Annotated in this window: 19 protein-coding genes and 1 tRNA gene; 5 read left to right on the top strand and 15 right to left on the bottom strand. The window is 70.7% G+C overall.

What is annotated here, in order from left to right; genetic code table 11:
- Positions 1–161: 161 nt before the first annotated feature.
- The 7 genes from KCH48_RS34140 to pgsA form a co-directional block, all read right to left on the bottom strand.
- On the bottom strand, positions 162–914 hold the full coding sequence (locus KCH48_RS34140) for a YebC/PmpR family DNA-binding transcriptional regulator (protein ID WP_210580532.1): 753 nt from the start codon (positions 912–914) through the stop codon (positions 162–164).
- A 75-nt stretch (positions 915–989) separates the two neighbouring features.
- Complete coding sequence (gene pdxT, locus KCH48_RS34135; protein ID WP_210580531.1) at positions 990–1,595, bottom strand: pyridoxal 5'-phosphate synthase glutaminase subunit PdxT; 606 nt, start codon at positions 1,593–1,595, stop codon at positions 990–992.
- Positions 1,595–2,509 (bottom strand): pyridoxal 5'-phosphate synthase lyase subunit PdxS, encoded by a 915-nt coding sequence (gene pdxS, locus KCH48_RS34130; RefSeq protein ID WP_210580529.1) that lies wholly within the window; start codon positions 2,507–2,509, stop codon positions 1,595–1,597. The genes pdxT and pdxS overlap by 1 nt, the downstream gene beginning before the upstream one ends.
- A gap of 114 nt (positions 2,510–2,623) precedes the next feature.
- A complete protein-coding gene (locus tag KCH48_RS34125; RefSeq protein ID WP_210580527.1) occupies positions 2,624–3,166 on the bottom strand; it encodes a hypothetical protein in 543 nt (180 codons plus the stop codon).
- Positions 3,167–3,243: 77 nt separating this feature from the next.
- Positions 3,244–4,458, bottom strand: coding sequence for a glycosyltransferase family 4 protein (locus KCH48_RS34120; protein WP_210580525.1), 1,215 nt, complete (start codon positions 4,456–4,458; stop codon positions 3,244–3,246).
- Complete coding sequence (locus tag KCH48_RS34115) at positions 4,455–5,372, bottom strand: phosphatidylinositol mannoside acyltransferase (RefSeq protein WP_210580523.1); 918 nt, start codon at positions 5,370–5,372, stop codon at positions 4,455–4,457. The genes KCH48_RS34120 and KCH48_RS34115 overlap by 4 nt, the downstream gene beginning before the upstream one ends.
- Positions 5,369–6,046, bottom strand: coding sequence for a phosphatidylinositol phosphate synthase (gene pgsA / locus KCH48_RS34110; RefSeq protein WP_210580521.1), 678 nt, complete (start codon positions 6,044–6,046; stop codon positions 5,369–5,371). Before pgsA ends, KCH48_RS34115 begins: the two co-directional genes overlap by 4 nt.
- Before the next feature lie 271 nt (positions 6,047–6,317).
- Between pgsA and KCH48_RS34105 the strand changes: the two genes are divergently transcribed.
- Positions 6,318–8,516 (top strand): elongation factor G-like protein EF-G2, encoded by a 2,199-nt coding sequence (locus KCH48_RS34105; RefSeq protein ID WP_210580554.1) that lies wholly within the window; start codon positions 6,318–6,320, stop codon positions 8,514–8,516.
- Positions 8,517–8,815: 299 nt separating this feature from the next.
- Positions 8,816–10,477, top strand: a complete 1,662-nt coding sequence (locus tag KCH48_RS34100; RefSeq protein ID WP_210580518.1) for a hypothetical protein — start codon at positions 8,816–8,818, stop codon at positions 10,475–10,477.
- A 109-nt stretch (positions 10,478–10,586) separates the two neighbouring features.
- On the opposite strand, the gene KCH48_RS34095 is transcribed toward KCH48_RS34100, so the two are convergent.
- Entirely contained in the window at positions 10,587–11,147 is a 561-nt protein-coding gene (locus KCH48_RS34095) for an HIT domain-containing protein (RefSeq protein WP_210580517.1), read from the bottom strand.
- A gap of 67 nt (positions 11,148–11,214) precedes the next feature.
- On the opposite strand from KCH48_RS34095, the gene KCH48_RS34090 reads away from it, so the two are divergent.
- The gene (locus KCH48_RS34090) at positions 11,215–11,877 is read left to right on the top strand and encodes a potassium channel family protein (protein ID WP_210580515.1); all 663 of its coding nucleotides are present in this window, start codon (positions 11,215–11,217) and stop codon (positions 11,875–11,877) included.
- A gap of 29 nt (positions 11,878–11,906) precedes the next feature.
- Here KCH48_RS34090 and thrS read toward each other — a convergent pair whose 3' ends face one another.
- The 3 genes from thrS to KCH48_RS34075 form a co-directional block, all read right to left on the bottom strand.
- Complete coding sequence (gene thrS, locus KCH48_RS34085; RefSeq protein WP_210580513.1) at positions 11,907–13,883, bottom strand: threonine--tRNA ligase; 1,977 nt, start codon at positions 13,881–13,883, stop codon at positions 11,907–11,909.
- 91 nt (positions 13,884–13,974) lie between these two features.
- Entirely contained in the window at positions 13,975–15,237 is a 1,263-nt protein-coding gene (locus tag KCH48_RS34080; protein WP_210580510.1) for a hypothetical protein, read from the bottom strand.
- On the bottom strand, positions 15,234–15,800 hold the full coding sequence (locus KCH48_RS34075; RefSeq protein ID WP_210580508.1) for a DUF4365 domain-containing protein: 567 nt from the start codon (positions 15,798–15,800) through the stop codon (positions 15,234–15,236). Before KCH48_RS34075 ends, KCH48_RS34080 begins: the two co-directional genes overlap by 4 nt.
- 168 nt (positions 15,801–15,968) lie before the next feature.
- Between KCH48_RS34075 and KCH48_RS34070 the strand changes: the two genes are divergently transcribed.
- Complete coding sequence (locus KCH48_RS34070; protein WP_210580506.1) at positions 15,969–16,694, top strand: 3'-5' exonuclease; 726 nt, start codon at positions 15,969–15,971, stop codon at positions 16,692–16,694.
- 143 nt (positions 16,695–16,837) lie between these two features.
- Here the strand turns inward: KCH48_RS34070 and KCH48_RS34065 are convergent.
- Both KCH48_RS34065 and KCH48_RS34060 read right to left on the bottom strand, forming a co-directional pair.
- Positions 16,838–16,909: transfer RNA gene (locus tag KCH48_RS34065), tRNA-Val, on the bottom strand.
- Between the two features lie 39 nt (positions 16,910–16,948).
- On the bottom strand, positions 16,949–17,395 hold the full coding sequence (locus KCH48_RS34060) for an SRPBCC family protein (RefSeq protein ID WP_210580504.1): 447 nt from the start codon (positions 17,393–17,395) through the stop codon (positions 16,949–16,951).
- Positions 17,396–17,463: 68 nt separating this feature from the next.
- On the opposite strand from KCH48_RS34060, the gene KCH48_RS34055 reads away from it, so the two are divergent.
- Positions 17,464–19,824, top strand: a complete 2,361-nt coding sequence (locus KCH48_RS34055) for an SCO7613 C-terminal domain-containing membrane protein (protein WP_210580502.1) — start codon at positions 17,464–17,466, stop codon at positions 19,822–19,824.
- Between the two features lie 91 nt (positions 19,825–19,915).
- Here the strand turns inward: KCH48_RS34055 and KCH48_RS34050 are convergent, their stop codons facing one another.
- Both KCH48_RS34050 and KCH48_RS34045 read right to left on the bottom strand, forming a co-directional pair.
- On the bottom strand, positions 19,916–22,654 hold the full coding sequence (locus KCH48_RS34050; protein ID WP_210580500.1) for a Tat pathway signal sequence domain protein: 2,739 nt from the start codon (positions 22,652–22,654) through the stop codon (positions 19,916–19,918).
- 103 nt (positions 22,655–22,757) lie between these two features.
- Positions 22,758–23,348 carry a hypothetical protein gene (locus tag KCH48_RS34045; RefSeq protein ID WP_210580498.1) on the bottom strand — a complete coding sequence of 197 codons (591 nt, stop codon included), beginning with the start codon at positions 23,346–23,348 and terminating at the stop codon, positions 22,758–22,760.
- Between the last annotated feature and the right edge of the window lie 9 nt (positions 23,349–23,357).

Below are 23,357 nucleotides of genomic sequence, written 5' to 3'. Positions count from 1 at the left end.
CCCCCCCCCCCCCCCCCCCCCCCCCCCCCCCCCCCCCCCCCCCCCCCCCCCCCCGGGGGGGGGCTGTGTGGGGCGGGCGACGCCGCACCGAGCGCGGCGGGGGGTGGGGGGGGGGCCCGCCCCCCCCCCCCCCCGCCGAATCCGCTCGGCTCGCGGCAGCGTTACGCGTCGACCTTCTCCATGATCTCGTCGCTGACATCGAAGTTGGCGAAGACGTTCTGGACGTCGTCGCTGTCCTCGAGCGCGTCGATCAGCTTGAAGATCTTCTTGGCGCCCTCCTCGTCCAGTTCGACCTGCATGGTCGGGACGAAGTTCGCGTCGGCGGACTCGTAGTCGATGCCGGCGTCCTGGAGGGCCGTGCGGACGGCGACCAGGTCGGTGGCCTCGCTGATGACCTCGAAGTTCTCGCCGAGGTCGTTGACCTCCTCGGCGCCCGCGTCGAGCACCGCACCGAGGACGTCGTCCTCGGTCAGCTCGCCCTTGGGGACGATCACGACGCCCTTGCGGTTGAAGAGGTACGACACGGAGCCGGGGTCGGCCATGGAGCCGCCGTTGCGGGTCATGGCGACGCGGACGTCCGAGGCGGCGCGGTTGCGGTTGTCGGTGAGGCACTCGATGAGCACGGCGACGCCGTTCGGGCCGTAGCCCTCGTACATGATCGTCTCGTAGTCGGCGCCACCGGCCTCCAGGCCGGCGCCGCGCTTGACCGCGGAGTCGATGTTCTTGTTCGGGACCGACGACTTCTTCGCCTTCTGGATGGCGTCGTACAGCGTCGGGTTGCCATCGGGGTCGGCGCCGCCGGTGCGGGCCGCGACCTCGATGTTCTTGATCAGCTTCGCGAAGAGCTTGCCGCGCTTGGCATCGATCACGGCCTTCTTGTGCTTCGTCGTGGCCCATTTAGAGTGGCCGGACATCTGCCTGTCTCCTTCGCGTAACCCATCTCCGAACGAACTCCCCCAGATCTTAAGGGCCTGGGAGACCTCCAGATCCTACAAGGACTCCGTCGTCCGGCATGCGCGCACCATGTCGACGAACAGGCCGTGCACGCGGTGGTCGCCGGTCAGTTCCGGGTGGAACGACGTGGCCAGCGCGTTGCCCTGGCGAACCGCGACGATGTGGCCGTCGTGCTCGGCGAGCACCTCGGCCGCGGCGCCGACGGACTCCACCCAGGGGGCGCGGATGAAGACGCCCTCCACAGGATCGCCCGCGATGCCCCGCACTTCGACGGCCGCTTCGAAGGACTCGTTCTGCCGTCCGAAGGCGTTGCGGCGCACGATCATGTCGATGCCGCCGATCGTCTCCTGGCCCGAGCGCGGGTCGAGGATCTTGTCGGCGAGCATGATCATGCCCGCGCAGGTGCCGTAGACGGGCATACCGTCCCGCACGCGCGCGCGCAGGGGATCCATCACGCCGAAGAGGACCGCCAGCTTGGAGATGGTGGTGGACTCACCGCCGGGCAGAACCAGGCCGTCGATCCCGGCGAGCTCTTCGGGGCGCCGCACCGGCCTGGCCACGGCACCGGCCGCGGCCAGGGCGACGAGGTGCTCCCGTACGTCGCCCTGGAGCGCGAGCACTCCGACTACGGGAGCGGTCATCACCAGCCCCGGTTCGCGTAGCGCTCGGCCTCGGGGAGGGTGTCGCAGTTGATGCCGACCATGGCCTCGCCGAGGTTGCGGGAGGCGTCCGCGATGATCTTGGGGTCGTCGTAGAAGGTGGTCGCCTTCACGATGGCGGCGGCACGCTTGGCCGGGTCGCCGGACTTGAAGATGCCGGAGCCGACGAAGACGCCCTCGGCGCCGAGCTGGCGCATCAGCGCGGCGTCGGCCGGGGTGGCGACACCACCGGCGGAGAAGAGGACCACCGGCAGCTTGCCCAGCTCCGAGACCTCCTTGACCAGCTCGTACGGGGCGCGCAGCTCCTTGGCGGCGGCGTACAGCTCGTTGTTGTCGTAGCCGCGCAGACGGGCGATCTCGTTCTTGATCTGGCGCAGGTGGCGGACGGCCTCGACGACGTTGCCGGTGCCGGCCTCGCCCTTGGAGCGGATCATGGCCGCGCCCTCGGCGATCCGGCGCAGGGCCTCGCCCAGGTTGGTGGCACCGCAGACGAAGGGGGTCGTGAAGGCCCACTTGTCGGAGTGGTTGACCTCGTCGGCCGGGGTGAGCACCTCGGACTCGTCGATGTAGTCGACGTCGAGGGACTGCAGCACCTGGGCCTCGACGAAGTGGCCGATGCGGGACTTGGCCATGACCGGGATGGAGACGGCTTCGATGATGCCCTCGATCATGTCCGGGTCGGACATACGGGCCACGCCGCCGTCCTTGCGGATGTCGGCCGGGACCCGCTCCAGCGCCATGACGGCCACGGCGCCGGCGTCCTCGGCGATCTTCGCCTGTTCCGGCGTGACGACGTCCATGATCACGCCGCCCTTGAGCTGCTCGGCCATGCCGCGCTTCACGCGAGCGGTGCCGGTCTCGGGCGTCTGGACGGAGTGGGGAAGCGTGCTGGACACGTGTGACCTCGCTCGGTGAAAGAGGGTTTCTGCGAATACCGAGGAAACGCGAGGGGACCAGGCCACAGCAAGGGCCAATGAGGAGCCGGTGGATCGTTTTGGGTGCGGGCGCGGCTAAGCGGCCCGCACCATCAGGGCCGCCGGGGGCTCGTCGTCCATCTCGAAGGCCAGCGGGAACGGCGCGTGACCGGCCAGCCGGAACCAGCGCACCTTGCGGTGCTCCCGGAGCCTGCGGGCCGCTCCCACGGCGTCGTTGTGGAAGCGGCGGGCCATCGGCACCCGGCGTACCGCCTCGGTGAGTTCATGTGTGGCCGCCTCTCCCCCGGGCGCCTCCCGTACCGCCTCCACCTGCTGCGCCTCGGCGAACACGGCCCTGAGCGCCTGGCTCAACTCGCTCTCGGCGACCTCGCGTTGCTCCTCCTCGGCCTGCCGCGCGGCATGCGCGGCCTCGTACAGGACGATCGAGGCGGCCGGATCGAGCACGCCGGAGGTCGCCAGTTCCTGGGCCACCGAGGCGCGGCGCAGCAGCTGGGCGTCGAGCGCGGCGCGGGTGGCGTCGATGCGGGCGTGCAGCCGGTCGAGCCTGCCTGCGGTCCAGCTCAGGTAGAGGCCGATCACCACGAGGGCGACGAGGATCCAGATGAGGGTTGGGGTCACGGGCGGCAAGGTTAGCCGGGCTGTGTGGAGCACCTGTGGTCAGCGTCCGACCGGCAGGCCCACGCGCGCGTGCCGGGTCAGTCGCGCGCCAGCCCGAGCCGCGCCCGCAACCCCGGCGAGCGCTCGTCGGCGGCCGCCACCGCCGTCGTCCCGTCCGTCACCGTCTCGTAGACCGACAGGATGTCCGCGCCGACCGTGGACCAGTCGAACCTCCGGACGTGGGCGCTGCCGCGTGCCCGCAGCTCGGCCCGGCGCTCGGGGTCCTCGAGGAGGCGTACGGCGCGCTCGGCGAGGGCGTTCGCGTCCTCGTTGGCGAACAGCTCGCCCGCGGCGCCCTGGTCGAGTACCTGCGCGAAGGCGTCCAGGTCCGAGGCGAGCACCGGCGCTCCCGCCGACATGGCCTCGACCAGGATGATCCCGAAGCTCTCGCCGCCGGTGTTGGGGGCGACGTACAGGTCGACGCTGCGCAGCAGACGGGCCTTGTCCTCGTCGCTGACCATGCCGAGGAACTCGACCCGGGAGCGCATCTCCTTGGGCAGCTTCTCCACGGCCTCCTCCTCGTCGCCGCGCCCCGCGACCAGCAGCCGGGTCTGCGGACGGGCGGCGAGGATCTTCGGCAGCGCCTTGATCAGCACCGGCAGGCCCTTGCGGGGCTCGTCGATGCGCCCTATGAAGCCGATCGTGCCGCCCGCCCGTCTCCCACCACCACCCTCAACCGAGCTTCGCGCCTCTTCTGATTGCCACTCGGGCTTGGGCTCGGCCTTGGCGAAGAAGTCGACGTCCACGCCGTTCGGGATCACCACCGCGTCGCCGCCGAGGTGTTCCACGAGGGTGCGGCGGGCGTACTCGCTCACGGCGATCCGCGCGCTGATCTTCTCCAGCGCGGCCTGGAGGATCGCGTACGCGGCGAGCATCGCCCGGGAGCGCGGGTTGGAGGTGTGGAAGGTCGCGACGATCGGGCCCTGCGCCGCCCAGCAGGTGAGCAGGCCGAGCGAGGGCGAGGACGGCTCGTGGATGTGAACCACGTCGAAGGCGCCGTCGTGCAGCCAGCGCCGTACCCGCGCGGCCGACAGGAAGCCGAAGTTCAGCCGGGCCACCGAGCCGTTGTACGGCACCGGGACCGCGCGGCCCGCCGAGACGACGTACGGCGGGAGCGGGGTGTCGTCGTCGGCGGGTGCGAGGACGGAGACTTCGTGGCCGAGCCGGATGAAGTACTCGGCGAGGTCGCGGATATGGAACTGGACGCCGCCCGGCACGTCCCAGGAGTACGGGCAGACGATGCCGATTCTCACGGCCGCTCCCCGTCGGACGGTCGGGGTTCCAGGTCGGCGAGCCACAGTCGCTGCAGCATGTGCCAGTCCTCCGGATGGTCGGCGATCCCGCCGGCGAAGGCATCCGCCAACGCCTGTGTCATGACAGACGTCTTCTCGGCCTTCGTACCTGCCTCGGGTACCTCGATCGGCGGGTGCACGCGGCCCCGCATGACGGGCGAGCCGTCGTACCAGAGCGTCACCGGCAGCAGAAGCGCGCCCGTCTGCTGGGCGAGCAGTGCGGGTCCGGCGGGCATCCGGGCCGTGTCGCCGAAGAACTCGACCTCGACGCCGGAGGCGGACAGGTCACGGTCGGCGACCAGGCAGACCAGCCCGCCGTCACGCAGCCGCCGGGCCAGCGTGCCGAAGGCGGAGCCGCCGCTGTGGGGTAGGACCTCCATGCCGAGGCCTTCGCGGTAGGCGACGAAACGGTCGTACAGCGTCTCGGGCTTCAGGCGCTCGGCCACCGTGGTGAAGGGCGTCTTCAGCTGGGTGGTGACCCAGGCGCCCGCCAGGTCCCAGTTGCCCAGGTGGGGCAGGGCCAGGACGACGCCGCGGCCGGCGGCGAGGCCGTCCGTGAGGTGGTGGATGCCCTTGACCTCGAAGCCGTTCCTGATGCGCTCGGCGCTCCAGGCCGGCAGCCGGAACGACTCCATCCAGTAGCGCAGATACGAGCGCATGCCCGCGCGCGAGAGCTCGGCGAGGCGCTCCGGGCTCGCGCCGGGCACCACGCGCGCGTAGTTGCTCTCCAGCCGCCGTACGCCCTTGCCGCGCCGCTTCCAGGCGGCGTCGGCGATCGTGTTCCCCAGTCGTACGGCGACCGGCTCGGGGAGCTTCTTGACCGTGCCCCAGCCGATCCCGTACAGCGCGTCCGTCAGCCGATCCTGGGCGCTCACTTCGCCGCCTCACTACCTTGGGAGGCATTTTCCCGCGCGGCGGCCTCGTCCGCCTCGGCCGACTCCCGGCGGACCGTGACGACCCGCTGGATCAGCGTGACCAGGCTGCCGACGGCGACGACCCACAGGGCGACCGGCAGCAGGTACTGGATGCCGGGCACACCGAAGTCGTGCAGGCCCGCGAGACCGGCGGCGACCAGGGAGATCACCAGCCGCTCGGCACGCTCGACCAGCCCGTTGACCGCGACCGGCAGGCCGATCGACTCGCCGCGGGCCTTGGTGTACGACACCACCTGGCCGCTGGCCAGGCAGAAGATCGAGACGGCGCACAGGACGAGGTCGTCGCCGCCCCCCGCGTACCAGAGGATGAAGCCGCCGAAGATCGCGCCGTCGGCGACCCGGTCGAGCGTGGAGTCCAGGAAGGCGCCCCAGCGGCTGGTGCGGCCGAGCTGGCGGGCCATGTTGCCGTCGACGAGGTCGGAGAACACGAACAGCGTGATCACGACCGTGCCCCAGAAGAACTCGCCCATCGGGTAGAAGACCAGCGCTCCCGCGACCACTCCGGCGGTGCCGAGGAGCGTCACCGTGTCGGGGCTGACCCCGCGGCGGATGAGAAACGCGGCGAACGGTGTGAGGACACGCGTGAAGAATGCACGCGCGTACTTGTTCAGCATGGCCTTCCCGAGGGCTCGGTGTCGCCGGACGGCCCCTGCTGGCCACCGGCTGGCCCATCGTAGCCACGCGCGCGTGTCGGCGACGTCCGGGCACCCGCCACCGGCCACCGTCCGCAACAGACGGCGGGCGACCAGATCGCGTCCCTCGTATGGACGCACCGTGACGGGAGTGGAAAGCTCGAAGGACCGCGGGCGTCGCCGGAGCCGCCACCGCACGCGGAGCCGCGTGTCCGCGCCCACAGAGACCTCACCGTGCACGGGAGGCAAGGCCATGGGCGACAAGGCGAACGCACACCCCGGAGCCGCCGGCAGGGCAACAGCGGCCGACCACCCCGCGTCCGTACGGAATGTGGTGCTGGTCGGCCACAGCGGATCGGGCAAGACCACGTTGGTGGAAGCCCTCGCACTCACAGCGGGGGCAGTGAACCGGGCGGGCCGTGTGGAGGACGGCGGCACCGTTTCGGACTACGACGAGATCGAGCACCGGCAGCAGCGTTCGGTGCAGCTCTCCCTGGTACCCGTCGAATGGGACGGCATCAAGGTCAACATCCTCGACACCCCCGGATACGCCGACTTCGTCGGAGAGCTGAGGGCCGGTCTGCGAGCGGCGGACGCGGCCCTTTTCGTCGTCTCCGCGTCGGACGGGGTGGACGGCTCGACCCGCATGGTGTGGGAGGAGTGCGCAGCCGTCGGCATGCCCCGCGCGATCGTCGTCACGCACCTGGAGGCCGCGCGCGCCGACTACGAGGAGATGACGCGGATCTGCGCGGAGGCCTTCGGCGGGGACGACCCCGACGCCGTACTGCCGCTGTATCTGCCGCTGCACGGTCCGCAGGCGCCCGACGGGCACGCGCCCGTGACCGGGCTGATCGGGCTGCTGTCGCAGAAGCTGTTCGACTACTCGACCGGCGAGCGCAAGGAGTCGGATCCGGATCCGGAGCGGCTGCCGCTGATCGAGGAGGCCCGCAACCGGCTGATCGAGGGGATCATCTCGGAGAGCGAGGACGAGACCCTCATGGACCGGTATCTCGGCGGCGAGAGCATCGACGTCAAGACGCTGATCGACGACCTGGAGCGGGCCGTCGCGCGCGGGGTCTTCTTCCCCGTCCTGGCCGCCGCCCCCGCGGCCGACGGCGCCCGGCAGGGACTCGGCACGGTCGAGCTGCTGGAACTGGTCACACGCGGCTTCCCGACCCCCCTGGAGCGCGAGGCACCCCGGGTCACCACCGTCGACGGCAAGCCGCGCGAGCTCAAGCTCTGCGACCCGGACGGGCCGCTGGTAGCGGAGGTCGTGAAGACGGCCTCCGACCCGTACGTCGGCCGGGTCTCCCTGGTGCGCGTCTTCTCCGGCACCCTGCGCCCCGACGCGACCGTGCATGTCTCCGGGCACGGACTCGCCGACCGCGGACATGAGGACCACGACGTCGACGAACGGATCGGCGCCCTGTCCGCACCGTTCGGCAAGCAGCAGCGCACGCTCACCCACTGCATCGCCGGGGACCTGGCGTCCGTGGCGAAGCTGAGCCGCGCGGAGACCGGCGACACGCTCTCGGCCAAGGACGACCCGCTCCTGATGGAGCCCTGGCAGATGCCCGACCCGCTGCTGCCGCTGGCCATCCAGGCGCACAGCAAGGCCGACGAGGACAAGCTCTCGCAGGGCCTGTCCCGGCTGGTCGCCGAAGATCCGACGATGCGGCTCGAGCAGAACCAGGACACCCACCAGGTGGTGCTGTGGTGCCTGGGCGAGGCGCACGCGGACGTCGCGCTGGAGCGGCTGCGCAGCCGGTACGGCGTCCAGGTCGACGTGATCGGGCACAAGGTCTCCCTACGGGAGACGTTCGCGGACAAGTCCGCCGGACGCGGCCGGCATGTGAAGCAGTCCGGCGGGCACGGGCAGTACGCGATCTGCGAGATCGAGGTGGAGCCGCTGCCGGGCGGCTCGGGCATCGAGTTCGTGGACAAGGTGGTCGGCGGTGCGGTGCCGCGGCAGTTCATCCCGTCGGTCGAGAAGGGCGTAAGGGCCCAGGCCGCCAAGGGAGTTGCGGCCGGACACCCGCTCGTCGACATCCGGGTGACGCTCCTCGACGGCAAGGCGCACTCCGTGGACTCCTCCGACGCCGCGTTCCAGACGGCGGGCGCGCTGGCGCTGCGGGAGGCCGCGGCCGACGCGAAGATCCATCTGCTGGAGCCGGTGGCCGAGGTGACCGTCCTGGTCGGCGACGACTATGTGGGGGCCGTGATGAGCGACCTGTCGGGGCGGCGCGGCCGGGTGCTGGGCACCGAGCAGACGACCGGCGCGCGGACCCTCGTACGGGCCGAGGTGCCCGAGATCGAGATCGGCCGGTACGCCGTCGACCTGCGGTCCCTGTCGCACGGCACAGCGCGCTTCAACCGTCGGTACGCGCGGCACGAGCCGATGCCGCCGCAGATCTCCGAAAGGATCCGTGAACAGGAGCGCGCCGCCTCATAGTTGGAGACATCGGCAGGCTGTGCGGAACGCTCCCCTCCGCGTCGGCGACGCGAGTGAGCCGCAGGGGCGTGCCGGTGTCGAGAGTCCGAGCGCGCGGAGGCGCGAAGCGCTGAGCACGGTCGGACTCTCGACACCGGCTGGAGCGCCCCGGAGGCGAACGAGCCTAAAAGAGGTGCTTTCGACCGTCCGCCGACGGGTGTCAGTGCCTGCGGATACGCTGAAGACCTGATCAACAGGTGTGCAGGGCAAGGAAGTCGGGAAGGCCGCAGAAGCGAGAATCGCGGCGATCGGGGGCGGGAATGAGCTTTGACAGCGGCTACGCGGACATCTTCGGTCCGCAGGTGCCGCGCACGGGCGACGGGGACCAGACGGCGACGTTCGCGCTGGCCTCGGCGGCCTATCGGGACAATCTGGTCGGCGACATCAAGAAGGCCGACAACGAATGGCACCAGACCACCGTCAAGGAAGGCCTCAAGTGGGCGAAGATCTTCCGGCCCAACCTGGGTGAGGCCTTCTCGCGGGCCGTGGTGGACCGCATGCTGGGCCCCGGCCGCAAGCCGCTCATCCAGTCCTTCGGCAGCGAACCGCAGGTCGTCGTCGAGCACTGCCTGGCCGCGAACAACATCCGCAAGGACCGCGACAGACTGCTGAGCCTGGTCATGGTGGTGTGCGGTGTGCTGTTCCTGCCCGGGCTCCTGGTCTGGCTGCTGATCTTCACGCTCCGCACCATCATCGCCAAGCGGGACGACAAACAGGCCGGCGCGTTCGCCACCGGGCTGCTCGTCGCGGCGGGCGCCCTCGCCGTGATCTTCCTGATCCGTACGCCGTTCTCCGGCTTCTGGCTCTGGTATGCGCGGGCCTGTGTGGTCATGCCGGTGGTCGGCTGGTTCTGGGCCAAGCAGATCTGCGAGGGCACGGCGAAGGACCTGCGGGGGCGGTGGGACAGTCTGCTGGCCGGCAGCAGCGTCGGCGCGAAGGTGCCGGAAGCGGTGCCGAGCAGCCCCGGCGAGACCGCGGCCGAGCAGCTGCGCCAGTCCCTGGCCCAGCTCAGCGCCGAGCAGCAGTCCAACTCCGTGTTCTACGCCGGGCCCAAGGGCATACTCGGCATGGGAACGCGCTGGGGCGCCTGGCAGCTCGCCGAGGATCTGGTTCCCGCCGACGCGGACCGGGAGATCCACCCGTTCCGCAGCTGGGACGTCATCCGGTCCATCCACGACCAGTTGCGCATGCTGGAGCGGAACACGCTGAACACCGGCGGCTTCCCCAAGGCGTCCATACGCCACTGGATCGTCACGCCCATCGCGGAGAACGCCAAGGCGGTGTCCCGTCCCGAGGGCACCGACGTGGACGCCTACCAGATCAAGTCCCACGCGATACAGGACATCTGCAACAAGCAGCAGTTCGGCAGCGGTGACCGGCACTACCTGGGTGTCCAATGGGTGCTCTGGGACGGGCAGTTGGTCATCACCATGCTGATCACGGTGACGGTGCTGCACCAGACGCTGCGCATCGAGGTCACCGGCCACGCCCTCGGCCCGGTGAACGGGCTGTTCACCAGCAAACCAGAGGCGCCGACCAAGGAAGTCGCCAAGTCGTTCAAGCCGTGGGAGACCCGCAAGGTGAAGCTTCCCCTGGTCGACAGCGACGAGGTGGTACGGCTGGCGGTGCGGGCCCCGATCTCCTGGTACCCGCCCCTGCTGAACTGGCTCGGCGGCACCCTCACCCTCCCCGAGCCCTTCGGCCTGCGGCACGCGTGGGCGGATCAGCCGTGGCGCCACCGCTTCATGGCCGACGACGCGCTGCGCGCCGCCACACCGGTGCTGCGCGTCGTGCACTCGGCGGCGATCAAGGTGCTGGAGGAGAACGGCGTGGACACGGAGAAGTTCGGCAACAGGTCGGCGTTCCTCAGCACGGCGGTGCAGGATCCGATGCCGAGGAAGGCGGACCTCTACGACGCGTAAACGCTCCGCTGGAAGGCCGGTGTTTCGGCCGCGGGTCCATTCGTGGCTGGTCGCGCCCACGCGGCGGAGCCGCATATTGATACAGCCCCGCGCCCCTTCAGGGCGCGGGTCAGGCCGCCGGCCAGGCCTCCGCCAGCATCTTGCGGGTGTCGGCGAGGAGCTGGGGCAGGACGCGGGTGTGGCCGACGACCGGCATGAAGTTCGTGTCGCCGCCCCAGCGCGGGACGATGTGCTGGTGCAGATGGGCGGCGATGCCCGCGCCGGCCACGGAGCCCTGGTTCATGCCGATGTTGAAGCCGTGCGCGCCGGAGGCGGTCCGCAGTGCCGTCATCGCCTGCTTGGTCAGCGCGGCCAGCTCGACGGTCTCCGGACCGGTGAGGTCCGTGTAGTCGGCGACATGGCGGTAGGGCACGACCATCAGGTGCCCGCCGTTGTACGGGTACAGATTGAGCACGACGTAGACCTGCTCGCCGCGCCTGACGACCAGACCGTCCTCGTCCGACTTGGCCGGGATGGAGCAGAAGGGACAGCCGTCCTCGGCACCGGGGCCGGTCGGCTTGCCCTCACCCTGGATGTAGGCCATCCGATGAGGCGTCCACAGGCGCTGGAACGCGTCCTGCGTCCCCACTCCCCACTGCTGCTCCGGCTCACTCGTCATGCAAGGAAGCATATGACTTCGCCCGTTCGCGGCGTGTCGGCGGGGTTGCGCGGCCGACGTCCCGGGCGAAGCTGAGCCGGTGGATGCCGACAGTCCCCAGGGCCGCTGGGAGCAGCGCGCCGAGGTGCCTCTCGCGATCGCGTCGCTGGTCTATCTCGCCGCGTATGCGGTGCTCGTCCTGGCCCATGGTCTGCCGGGCGTCTGGCGGGACGTCTGCCTCGCCGTGCTGGCCGGCACCTGGGCCCTGTTCGCCGTCGACTATGGGGTGCGGTGGCGGCTGAGCGGGCGGCGGCTGGGCTTCGTACGGTCGCACCTGCTGGACACCGTGGTGCTGGTGCTGCCCCTGTTGCGTCCGTTGCGGGTGGTGCGGCTGTATGAGGCCGTGCAACGTCGGCACGGTCGGCCACGGCTGGCGCTGCACGCGCGGGTGATCACCTACGCCGGACTGTCGACCGTGCTGCTCGGATTCGCCGGAGCCCTCGCCGTCTACCAGCAGGAGCACGCGGCGCCGGACGCGACCATGCAGACCTTCGGCGACGCGGTCTGGTGGACCTGCGCGACGCTCTCCACGGTCGGGTACGGCGACATCACGCCCGTCACACCGGTCGGGCGGCTCATCGCGGTCGGGATGATGGCCTGCGGGCTGGCACTGCTCGGCGCGGTCACCGGGTCGTTCTCGGCGTGGCTGTTGCAGGTTTTCGCGTACGAGGACGGGGACAAGGAAAGGCCCCCGGAGAGCTGAACTCCCCCGGGGGCCTTCTCACATGCGCGTCAGACCTGCGCCCGCTCCTCGACCACCTTCGCGATCTTCGCGAGGGCCTCGTCGAAGGGGATGCCGTTCTCCTGCGAACCGTCGCGGTAGCGGAAGGAGACCGAACCGTTCGCCATGTCCTCGTCGCCCGCGATGACCATGAAGGGCACCTTCTGCTTCTGGGCGTTGCGGATCTTCTTCTGCATCCGGTCGGAGGACGAGTCGACCTCGACCCGCAGCCCCTGCTTCTTCGCCGCCGCGGCGAACTTCTCCAGGTACTCGACGTGCGCGTCGCCGATCGGGATACCGGTCGCCTGCACCGGCGCCAGCCACGCCGGGAACGCACCCGCGTAGTGCTCGAGCAACACAGCGAAGAACCGCTCGATGCTGCCGAACAACGCCCTGTGGATCATGACCGGGCGCTGCTTGGAGCCGTCGGGCGAGGTGTACTCCAGGTTGAACCGCTCCGGCAGGTTGAAGTCGAGCTGGATCGTCGACATCTGCCAGGTGCGGCCGATGGCGTCCTTGGTCTGCACGGAGATCTTCGGGCCGTAGAAGGCGGCGCCGCCCGGGTCGGGGACCAGGGGCAGGCCCTGCTTCTCGGCCACCTCGCGCAGCGTCTCGGTCGCCTCCTCCCAGACCTCGTCGGAGCCGACGAACTTCTCCGGGTCCTTGGTGGACAGCTCCAGGTAGAAGTCGGTCAGACCGTAGTCGCGCAGCAGACCGAGGACGAAGGTGAGCGTCTTGTCGAGCTCCTCCGACATCTGCTCACGCGTGCAGTAGATGTGCGCGTCGTCCTGCGTGAAGCCCCGCGCGCGCGTCAGGCCGTGCACGACGCCCGACTTCTCGTACCGGTACACGGTCCCGAACTCGAAGAGGCGCAACGGCAGTTCACGGTAGGAACGCCCGCGAGCGTCGAAGATCAGGTTGTGCATCGGGCAGTTCATGGGCTTGAGGTAGTAGTCCACACCCTCGTCGAGCTGCATGGGCGGGTACATGCCCTCGGCGTACCAGTCCAGGTGGCCCGACGTCTCGAAGAGCTTCCCCTTGGTGGCGTGCGGGGTGTAGACGAACTCGTAGCCCTCTTCCTCGTGCCGGCGGCGCGAGTAGTCCTCCATCACCCGGCGGATGATGCCGCCCTTGGGGTGGAAGACGGCGAGGCCGGAGCCGATCTGCTCCGGGATGGAGAAGAGGTCCAGCTCGTTGCCCAGCTTGCGGTGGTCGCGCTTCTCGGCCTCGGCGAGGAAGTCGAGGTGTGCCTTCAGCTCGTCCTTGGTGGGCCAGGCGGTGCCGTAGATGCGCTGGAGCATCGGGTTCTTCTCGCTGCCGCGCCAGTAGGCGGCCGCGTTGCGCATCAGCTTGAACGCCGGGATGTTCCGGGTGGTGGGCAGGTGGGGACCGCGGCAGAGGTCCTTCCAGCACAGATCGCCGGTCTTGGCGTCCAGGTTGTCGTAGATCGTCAGCTCGCCCGCGCCGACCTCGACGTCCGCGCCGTCGTCGGAGGAGGCCGCGCCCTTGAGCCCGATCAGCTCCAGCTTGTACGGCTCCGAAGCCAGCTCCTCGCGCGCGGCCTCGTCGGTCACCACACGCCGCGAGAAACGCTGCCCGCGCTTCTGGATCTCCTGCATCTTCTTCTCGATGGCCTTGAGATCCTCGGGCGTGAACGGCTTCTCGACGTCGAAGTCGTAGTAGAAGCCGTCCTTGACGGGCGGGCCGATGCCCAGCTTGGCCTCGGGGAAAAGCTCCTGCACGGCCTGCGCCATCACATGCGCGGTGGAGTGGCGCAGGATGTTCAGGCCGTCCTCGGAGGAGATCTCGACGCCCTCGACCTCTTCCCCGTCGGAGAGCACGTACGACAGGTCCCTGAGCTCGCCGCCCACGCGCGCGGCGATGATCGAGCGCTCGCCGGCGAAGAGCTCCGCGGCCGTAGTGCCCGTCGTCACCGTGCGCTCTTCCCGCTCGGAATCGCGTTGGATGATCACACGGACGTCTGACACCGGTCTCTCCTGACTGAAGGTGGGTGCGGGCGCCGTACCTGGAGCGCGCGCAATACCGGATCGTACCGACCCCGGACGTCCCACCGCGAAATCATTCCCCGAAGCCGGCGTCCAGGCCCGCGTCGTGATCGTCGCTTCCGCAGGCATCCTCGAAGAAGGCTGTGATCTCTACGGTCTCTTGAATCGACTTCATCATCCGGTCCCGCTCGGCATCGTCCACCTGCACCGGTACGACGCCGGAGGCTCCGGTGAGCCTGCGAAAGCCGCCCCGGCTCTCCAGCCGGCCGTGCACCCGCACCGGCAGTCCGACGAGGTGGGCGTGCCCGGCGATGCGGTACGCCTCCTCGTCCAGGGTCAGCCGGATGTGCGGCACCTCGGCGCCCGCGATCACCCGCAGCCGTACGGCGCCCTCGCCGCGCGGCCCCGACCGGCGCATCCGGGTCACCGTCCCGGTGATCCGCACCGCCATGGACGGCTCCTCGCGCAGATAGCGGGCCCCGGCCTCGCGCAGCACGGGCAGGTCGCCGGGCGAGAACTCGACGGCCTCGGCACCCGCGGCACACCCCTCGGGGACCCCGGCGCCGGGCGCCCACTCGACGGCGACGCGGGCGCCCTCGGTGCCACGGACCAGGGTGACGAGCGCCTCGGTCAGTTCCCGGCTGACGCCCGCCTCGATGGCACCGTCGAAGGCGTCCATGCCGCCGGTGGCCCGCTGATAGTCGATGGCCTCGCGGGCGGCGTACAGGGCCTGGTGCAGGCGTACGGCGAGCAGGCGTCCGGTGTCGACGGGCACGAACGCGGTCAGCTGACGGCCGCCGGTCGCGGCGCCGACGAGGACGTTCTCCAGGGACGCGGCGGCGGGGCGGCGGTGCCGGGCGCCGTAATAGCCGGCCCGCGCGCGTGTGGCGAGAGCGCCCGCCAGAAGCATCTGGCGGGCGGCGGTGCGCAGTTGTTCCTCGGCCATCCATGGCGCGGCGCCGGCCGGCCCGGTCGGTACGTCGCGCCACCAGCGGATCTCGTCGCTGGGCACGGTGAGGCCGACCAGGACCTCGCGCGCGGAGGGCGAGCCGCTGCGGGACAGTGCGACGAGGGCTTCGCCGAGCAGGTCGTCGCTGTCGGGGAAGGCTCGGTTCTCCGGCACGAGCAGGCTCGTGCCGGCGCCGCCGGGCCCCGGCGGGGTCCAGCGGCCGTAGCGTCCGGCGGCTCCGCCGCGGCGCTGCCAGCCGTGGCGGTGCAGCAGGGCGCTGAGCACGGCGGGGTCGACCTCGCCGGGCTCGGGCGGCCGGTTCCACTGCGCGTCCACGGGATGCGGCCGCCCTGGTCGTACCGGCTCCTCCAGCGAACGGTGTGTCATGGCCTGCCTCCCGTCCCGACCCGCGTCATGATCTCGCAGAGCGCCCGGTCGTCGAAGATGCGTGAGGTCGGAATCCGCACGGTGGTCCGGCGCCGACCGGTGATGGCGTGGCCGGCCAGGTTGACCCAGTAGCAGCAGTGCCTGAGGTCGAGCCGGTCGTGGCTGGCGCGCAGCCAGTCGTCCTGGGACCGCGGGACGAGCATCACGACCAGGATCTTGTGCACGGACACCGGCGTGCGGGCGAGCTTCGCCAGGTGGTCGTTGTCGAGCGTGAAGGAGAAGAAGCGCCCGGGAGGGTTCGGCGGGACTTGGTACGTCGCCTTGAGCTGCACCTTGATGGTGACTTCGTCGTCGACGGTGTGCCCGGCGGCGCTGTGGCTGACGTGCCAGTCGATGCCGTTGTCCGGAAAGGGCTGGGACAGCGAACAGCCCGCCGCGGCGGCGACGGCGTGCAGATAGCCCACCTGCAGTGTCTCCATGCAGGCGGTGGTGGCGAGTGAACCGCGATGGGGGCCCGTCCGAGCGGGCAGCAGCCCGCCCCGTTCGGGCTGCGCTATCGCCATGACCAACAGCCTTCCGAGCAAGTGAATCCCCGCGACGGGCCCGCTGAACTGCAAAGACCCGCACTCCTGTTGTGTCCGGCCCGCGTACGCCGCAAACAGCCCGGGTATCACCAAACGGGCAGAAGACGGTACGTCAGCTGCCGTGGGTGAACGAGGAGTTGTGTAGGTATGACGTGCTGGTACGAGGGCCCTTTGGCCGCGTTCGACACGGAGACCACGGGCGTGGACGTCGAGACCGACCGGATCGTGTCGGCCGCCGTCGTCGTCCAGGATGCCCCGGGTGCCCGGCCGCGGGTGAGCCGGTGGCTGGTCAACCCGGGTGTGCCGGTGCCCGAGGGGGCGACGGCGGTACACGGACTGACGGACGAGCATCTGCAGCGCAACGGCCGCTGGCCTGCGCCGGTGATGCATGAGATAGCCAGTGAACTGGCCGAGCAGGCGGCCGCGGGCCGTCCGCTCGTGGTGATGAACGCACCCTTCGATCTGACCATCCTGGACCGCGAGTTGCGGCGCCATCGGGCCTCGTCCCTGGACCACTGGTTCGAGACGTCGCCGCTGCTGGTGCTCGACCCCCGGGTCCTCGACAAGCATCTCGACCGCTACCGCAAGGGCCGCCGCACGCTCACCGACCTGTGCGCGCACTATGGCGTCGTCCTGGACGGCGCGCACGACGCGTCGGCCGATGCGGTGGCCGCCCTGGATGTCGTACGGGCGGTGGGGCGCCGTTTCGCCGCCCGGCTGGAGCGTCTCTCCCCCGCCCAACTGCACACCCTGCAGGCCGTGTGGCACGCCGCACAGGCACGCGGCCTGCAGGCATGGTTCGCCCGCAGCGGCACCGAGGAGGCGGTGGACCCGGCGTGGCCCCTGCGTCCGGACCTGCCTGCGGCGGCCTGAGCCTTACGACCCCGCCCGACAGCAACGCCGAGTCCGGGGGTGTGGGTGGCGGAGCCCCCACTCCGCGCGGCGAAGCCGCGCACAACACAGAGAGAGCGACGTGTGTCCGCGCTGTTTGCGGACACACGTCGCTCTCGCGAACGTGGGCGATACTGGGTTCGAACCAGTGACCTCTTCGGTGTGAACGAAGCGCTCTCCCACTGAGCTAATCGCCCGGGAACGGACTGAACAATACAGGTCCCCGCGGGTTTCCATCAAACTGCTTCCAAGTAGGCGGCCAGCCCCCGCCGTCCGGCCCGCATCATCAGCCGATGGTTGGCCCGGAAGACCGGCCGCCCCGGCACGGCGAAGCGTCTGAGCAGCGGCTTGCTCACATCGACGACCTGGTCGTAGCAGGCGAGGGTACCCGCGCCGTGCGCACGGACCGTCCAGCGCGCCCAGCCGTCCAGGTCACCGGACATCTCGATCTCCAGCACCCCGGCCGCACGGTCCCGCACCACCTCACGCGCGGTGAAGGTCAGCTCGTACGGCAGCACGGATCGCACCCTGACGATGCCGCTGACGTCGTCGATCGCGTCGACCTGCCGGACCTGCGGCCACCAGTCGGGGTAGTCCTCGGCCCGCTCCAGCGCGGTGTACACGGCGGCGGGCGGCGCGTGCAGGACCCACACGCTGCGGAAGCGGTAATGGGACCAGTCCATACTCCGAGTCTGCCCCGGCCACGGGCACGAGGAGCACACATCTGAGTACGTTCTGAGTATCCGCACTCATGCCGTACGACGTGACGCGGACCACACTCCAAGGCATGACGCACATCCCACCGCCGGCCGAGGAGCTGCGGCTCCTCGACTGGGAGCTATGGCAACTGGACGCCCGCCGGGCACAGTTGCTGGCTCGCAGGGCCTGGCTGGTCGCCACGCTGCACCCTAACCGGCAGCAGCAGCCGCCCGCCGCGCCGCCGCGCCCCGAGGCCACCGCCCCGCGGGTCCAGAACGTCCTCCTGCTGCTCGGCGGCATCCTCCTCACCCTCGCCGCGACGGCGTTCACGCTGGTCAGCTGGCGGCACCTGGGAGTCACCGGGCGGGCACTGGTGCTCGCCGCGGTCACGACAGCCGTCCTCGCCGCGCCGCTGCCCCTGCTGAAGCGCGGGCTGCGCTCCACGGCCGAGTCGGTGGCGGGGCTGGGACTGGCGCTGACGATGCTGGACGCCTACGCGCTGCACGAGGTCGCCTTCGCGGGTGCCGACGGCACGCGGTTCGCGGCGGCGTCGGCGGCGCTGCTGGCGGGCCTCTGGGCGGCGTACGGGTTCCTGCCGCGCACGCGTGAGCTGCGTCTGCCCCTTCCCGCCGCGCTGGCGGCTGCTCAACTCCCCCTGCTCCTCTGGACCATCGCGGTCGACGCGAGTTGGTTCACGATCACGGCCGCGCTTCTCGCGACGGCCGGGTCCGACACGGTTGTCGCGCTCCGGGCGAGCGCCAGGCCCGTACGTCTCGTCGCCCTCGGCGGCGCGTACGGCCTCGGCGGCTGGAGCGTCATGACGGCCGGCTGGCTGTGCTGGACGGCCACCGGCCCGAGCGCCGCCGCCCGTGCGGCGGCGCTCCTCCTCCTGGCCGCGGCCCTCGCACTCGGCGCGGCCTGGCAGGCGCCGAGCGAGAAGCAGGCGAAGGGACTCGCGGCCGCTTCGGGGCTGCTCGTCGTCGCCGCGGTCGGCGGCGCACTGCGCCCCGCGCTGCCGGACGCGTGGACGGTGCCGGTCCATCTCGCGTGCGGGGTCGCCCTGTTGGCGGCCACGACGGCGGGCCGGCTCCCGGAGGCCGTCCGGCGGGGCATGGCGTGGGCCTCCGCCGCCGTACAGTCCCTTGCCGTGCTGTGGGCGCTGCCCGTCGTGGCCGTCGCCCTGCTGGGGCCGGTCGGCTGGGCGGAGCAGGTGTGGTCGGGTGCGCCGGACTCGGCACGGGACGCCGTCACGGTCGAGACGCCGTGGCCCCCGGACACAGCCACCGCGCCCCTCGTCCTCGCAGCGGTCGCCGGGGTACTGGCACTGGCGGTCAGGAAGGCCTCCTGGCGGTCACGAGCGCTGGACGCGTCCCTGACCCTGGCGTGGGCGAGCGCGCTCGTCCTCCCCGCCACACTGCAACTGCCGTACACCGCAACCCTGTTGATCTACGGCGCCCTCACCGCCGCCCTCCTGCTCCTCCGGCGGCCCACGGCCACCGTCCTCGCCCTCGTCACCTCCCTGAGCCTCACCTTCCTCGCCCTCGCCTCCGAACCGGTAACCCTCGCGACGCTCGCGTCCCTGACGGCGCTCTTCGCGACGGCCGTACGCAAGCCACTCCCCGCCGCCGCAACGCTCACGTACGCCACCGCGCTCGCCGTCGCGTCGGGGGCGGCACTGGAGCTGCGGCCGGAGCACACCGCGCTGCTCGTGCTCCTGGTCACGGCGGCAGCCGCACTGCTGGCGGCGCACGTCGACGAGAAGACGACGACGTCCGTGGAGGTGACCGGCGCGGTCGCAGGCCTCATCGCCGTCGCTCTGGCGGCCGACGAACCGCCGATGCTCGCCCTGGTACTTGCCCTGACAGGCGTAATCGCGGCCGCCACGGCACTCCGCCCCGACCGCCGCGCCGCAGGCTACGTCGCCGCCGCCCTCTTCGTCCTGGCCACCTGGGTACGGCTGGCGTCCTGGGACATCACCACCCCCGAGGCCTACACACTGCCTGTCACCGTCCCCGCACTGCTCATCGGCGCCCTGCGCAGGCAACGCGACCCACAGACCTCATCCTGGACTGCGTACGCCCCCGGACTCACCGCCACCCTCGTGCCGAGCCTCTTCGCGGTCTGGGCCGGCCAACACGGCCCGCGCCCACTCCTCCTGGGCACAGCGGCGCTCCTCATCACGCTCCTGGGCGCCCGCAACCACCTCCAAGCCCCCCTACTCCTGGGCGGCTCGATCCTCACCCTGGACGCCCTCCACGAACTGGCCCCATACGTAGTCGAGATGACCACCGCCCTCCCCCGCTGGGCCCCTCCCGCCCTCGCCGGCCTCCTGCTCCTCGCCCTAGGTGCGACGTACGAGCAACGAATCCGGGATGTCAGGCGAGTGCGGGAGGTCCTGGGAAGAATGAACTAGGGCGAGGTACATCGCCCCGATAGGGGCGCGGGGAACTGCGCGACCAGCCCCCACCGACCCGCAGCCAACGAACCGCTCAACCAGCGGAGCGCTACGGCATCTTGTTGCCCACCAGCGCCAGATTCTGAATAGCCGCCAGCCCATACAACGCCGTGGAGTTGGTAGACACCCACGCCGCCTCACTACCGGGCACCAACCCAGTCGGCCCCTCGATCTTCTTCGTGGACCAGTCCGTGGACTCCTTGTAGTCCCAGACATCCGCACTGCTGTAGAACTGCCGCCACGCCCGCGCCGCCAACTTGTCGTCGCCGGTCTGAACGGCCGCGTACGCGTCCTGCCGCGAATGCCCCTGGAAGAGCAACAGGGAGCCGAAATCGGAGCCGTACCGTGCCCGCTGCTCGGCCTTGGTGGCGTTGAAGTACCGGCAGTAGTCGAGCCACGCCTCCTTGAACTTCGGCATCTCGATCTGGTCGATCAGCTCGGCACAGAGCTCGACCAGGCCGAACATCGCCGAGAGGTGCGACACCCCGACCTTGGGCTCCGCCGCGACGGCGAACCTGCCCGTGTCCAGGTCGTACAGCGCGCTGCCCTGGACGAAGCCGTTGGGCTGGGCGGCGATGGTCTCCATGGTGGACAGGACCCGCGCCTTGGCCTTCTCCCACTTGGGGCCGCGCCGCTCCCACTCGGTCAGCCAGGCCGACACCAGCCCCGACCAGTCCGTGCCGAAACCGATCGAGAGCGCGTTCCGGTCGGGCGTGTACGGCTCGGTGCGGATCTTACGGATGGGGTCGAGGACGAGGAAGGTTTCGTCGGAGTCGACGTTGGCGTGCATGAGGTCGCCGACGCGTTCGTCCGCGGTGAGGAAGTAGTAGTAGCGCCGGTAGGTGGTGTTGGCGATGCGCTGCTGCTTGGCGCTGTCGGCGTAGTGCTGGACGCCGTGGCGGGTGCCGAGGCCGGCCCACTTGCCCAGGTGGTACACGTCGACCTCGCCGGTGTGCCGCGTCATCGCCTCGGCGAAGCGGAAGATGTCGGCGCGGCCGGAGCGCATGTACGCGAACCAGAGCCAAAGGTCGGGCGAGAGCTCGGAGTTGTCCCAGGCGTAGCCGCCGACGTCGTAGCACCACTGGTGGCGGCTGGAGTCGTAGCTGTGCATGATGTCGCCGTAGTCCCAGAAGCCGTACCAACGGCGCATCTCCACCTGGTCCTTGTAGTAGGTGAAGAGGAAGTCGAGGTGGTCCTCGATCTTCGCCTTGGCGGCCGTGGAGCGGTCGGGCTCGGCGAACAGCTTGCCGAAGACGCCCGCCTTGATGAGCTGCTGGGGCGGGGCGGCGAGCTGCGGGAGTGTCCTGACGGCCTTCACCTGCTCTGCCATCGCCTCGGCGCTCGGCGTGGAGTCGTGGGCCCAGAAGAGGAGTTCACTGGTGCGGGCGATGCCGTAGGGGGTGCCGAAGCCGGGCTCGTAGTCCTCGTAGGTGATGTTGAGGCCTTCGAGCTGTTCGGGGTACGTGTCCTGGCCCATGCCGTCGTGGTAGAAGCGCAGGTCCATGGGCTGCGCCTCGGGCGACCAGAGCCAGAGCGTGACCTCGGCCTCGTCGGTCTGGGCATTGCGGATGTCGAGCTGGGCGGGGAACTTCTCCCAGAAGTCCCGCAGTCCGAAGGCGAATCCGCCGGAGGCGCCTCCTACGTACCCGAAGCCGCTCGCCCGCCGGCCGCCGCCTGCGGGGATCCAGCCGTGGCCCTTCTTGGTGCGCTTGCGGACGCCGAAGCCGTCGGCCGAGAGTTGCGAGAGGGTGTAGTCGCCCCACTCGGGGATGTATTGCAGCCGAGTGGTCACCCGCTGGTCCCAGGTGGACGGGTCGGGCAGCTTCTTGCCCTCGAACTGGGCCGTCCGCACGGCCGCCCCCGGGTCTCGCCGCAGCCCGGTGATGCCCTTGACCGCCTCGCGCAGCAGACCGGTGCCCTCGCCGCCGATGCGGATGTGGCGGTCGTACGACTCGTCGCGCATCGGCACGGAGAAGCGCACGCCGATGCCGCGGATGAAGTCGCCGCTTGCCTTGCCCGGCTCCTGCGTCCCGTCGTAGGTGATCGTGTGCACCATGCGGAAGGAGTCGGCGCCGGCGTAGAAGTACAGACGGATGGAGAACGGCAGCCAACCGCGCTTCCCCTTGCGGTGCTTGCCGTCGATGCGGACGACCGCGCGGACCGGGCCCTCCTGCTCGACGGTCACCTCCCCGATGGCGCCCTCGAACCGCTCGTACTTCACCGTGCCCTGGTCGCCGTCCTCGATCTCCGGCTGGCGGAGCAGCACGAGCCGGCCGTTGCGCGCGATCTCCGTCGCTCCCCGGGTGACGGACTTGACCAGCGTGGCGCCCGACGTGCCGATCTTCGCGGTGATGACGCCGGTCGATATGTCGATGGTGCCGCCGCGCTTGGCGACGGTGACCTTGTGGTCGGGGGCGGTGGGTTCGCCGGCGGTGAGGGTGAGCTTGCCGGTGCCCGAACTCACTGCGTGCGCGGACCACTTGAGGGAGCCGTCGGGCCAGTAGGCGATCGGCCAGGACTGGAGGGGTACGGCCTTGCCGTCGGCGTCGGCCAGCGCGAAGGTCTGGTCCGCCGGGTGGGCGCCCTTCGGCCAGGGGACGCCGACCGTGGAGCCGGGTGCGGCGCCGAGGCCGCCGTCCTCCAGCCAGTCCAGGGTCACCGGGTCCGCGTCGGCGGCCTCGGCTCTGGGGGCCGCCGCCGCGTTCGTGCCGAGTGCCCAGCTGAACTGGGCGGCGGCTCCGGCGACGGCGGCAGCCTTGAGGAGGGACCTGCGAGGGATGGGAGACATGAGAGTTTCCGCCTTTCCTTTCCGTGCGGGTGCAGGGTGGTCAGGGGCATGACAGAGAGAGGTACGACGCCCAGGGCGCCGACCCGTGTGCGGGCACCGCGTGTCAGCGGTGCCGATACCGCTCCTCCACGGCGATGGCCGCCGCCGCGACGGCCCCCAGCACGGGGACCGCCAACGGTGCGATGAACCAGGCGGACAGGGCCACGACCGCCAGTCCGGCGATGATGAGGAAGGAGCCGGCGGGGTCGAGGACGGTCCGGCGTCCGGCGGCGGCCAGCAGTTCCCGCCAGCGGGCGCCCGGCGTCCAGAGGGCCGCCGCACGCAGCCCGGCGACGGTGAGCCCGATCAGCGCGAACACCCCGACGGCCCCCACCAGCGGCCCCCCGGGAATCCCGGCGCGCACGGCCTGGACGTCCACCCAGACAGCCGCCGCCGCGAGCCACCCGGCGAGCCCGACGGCCCACCCGCGCCGCACCGCCGCCCGGAAGTCCGTGACGAACTCCCGCCATCCGCCGCTCTCGTGTGCTGTGAGGCGCCGCAGATGCCGGGCACCGGCGGCGAAGGCGGCGGGGTAGGTGACGACGCCGAGCGAGGCGACCGTGATCCACACGCCGGCGAGGAGACACTCGGCGAAGACGGCGAACCGCTCGGCGAACACCGACTCCCTGCGCGGCTTCACCCGTACCTGGGCCATCGTGACCGC

The sequence above is a fragment of the Streptomyces sp. GESEQ-4 genome (assembly GCF_017948455.1).
Classification (GTDB): domain Bacteria; phylum Actinomycetota; class Actinomycetes; order Streptomycetales; family Streptomycetaceae; genus Streptomyces.
This window is presented reverse-complemented; position numbering and strand designations above follow the sequence as displayed.

Bases quoted from the DNA above. Each gene is read 5' to 3' on its own strand.
- KCH48_RS34095 (WP_210580517.1), bottom strand. From the start codon at position 11,147: ATGCTTCCTTGCATGACGAGTGAGCCGGAGCAGCAGTGGGGAGTGGGG.
- KCH48_RS34070 (WP_210580506.1), top strand. From the start codon at position 15,969: ATGACGTGCTGGTACGAGGGCCCTTTGGCCGCGTTCGACACGGAGACC.
- KCH48_RS34050 (WP_210580500.1), bottom strand. From the start codon at position 22,654: ATGTCTCCCATCCCTCGCAGGTCCCTCCTCAAGGCTGCCGCCGTCGCC.
- KCH48_RS34080 (WP_210580510.1), bottom strand. From the start codon at position 15,237: ATGACACACCGTTCGCTGGAGGAGCCGGTACGACCAGGGCGGCCGCAT.
- pgsA (WP_210580521.1), bottom strand. From the start codon at position 6,046: ATGCTGAACAAGTACGCGCGTGCATTCTTCACGCGTGTCCTCACACCG.
- KCH48_RS34140 (WP_210580532.1), bottom strand. From the start codon at position 914: ATGTCCGGCCACTCTAAATGGGCCACGACGAAGCACAAGAAGGCCGTG.
- pdxT (WP_210580531.1), bottom strand. From the start codon at position 1,595: ATGACCGCTCCCGTAGTCGGAGTGCTCGCGCTCCAGGGCGACGTACGG.
- KCH48_RS34055 (WP_210580502.1), top strand. From the start codon at position 17,464: ATGCCGTACGACGTGACGCGGACCACACTCCAAGGCATGACGCACATC.
- KCH48_RS34075 (WP_210580508.1), bottom strand. From the start codon at position 15,800: ATGGCGATAGCGCAGCCCGAACGGGGCGGGCTGCTGCCCGCTCGGACG.
- KCH48_RS34100 (WP_210580518.1), top strand. From the start codon at position 8,816: ATGAGCTTTGACAGCGGCTACGCGGACATCTTCGGTCCGCAGGTGCCG.
- KCH48_RS34060 (WP_210580504.1), bottom strand. From the start codon at position 17,395: ATGGACTGGTCCCATTACCGCTTCCGCAGCGTGTGGGTCCTGCACGCG.
- KCH48_RS34105 (WP_210580554.1), top strand. From the start codon at position 6,318: ATGGGCGACAAGGCGAACGCACACCCCGGAGCCGCCGGCAGGGCAACA.
- KCH48_RS34045 (WP_210580498.1), bottom strand. From the start codon at position 23,348: ATGGCCCAGGTACGGGTGAAGCCGCGCAGGGAGTCGGTGTTCGCCGAG.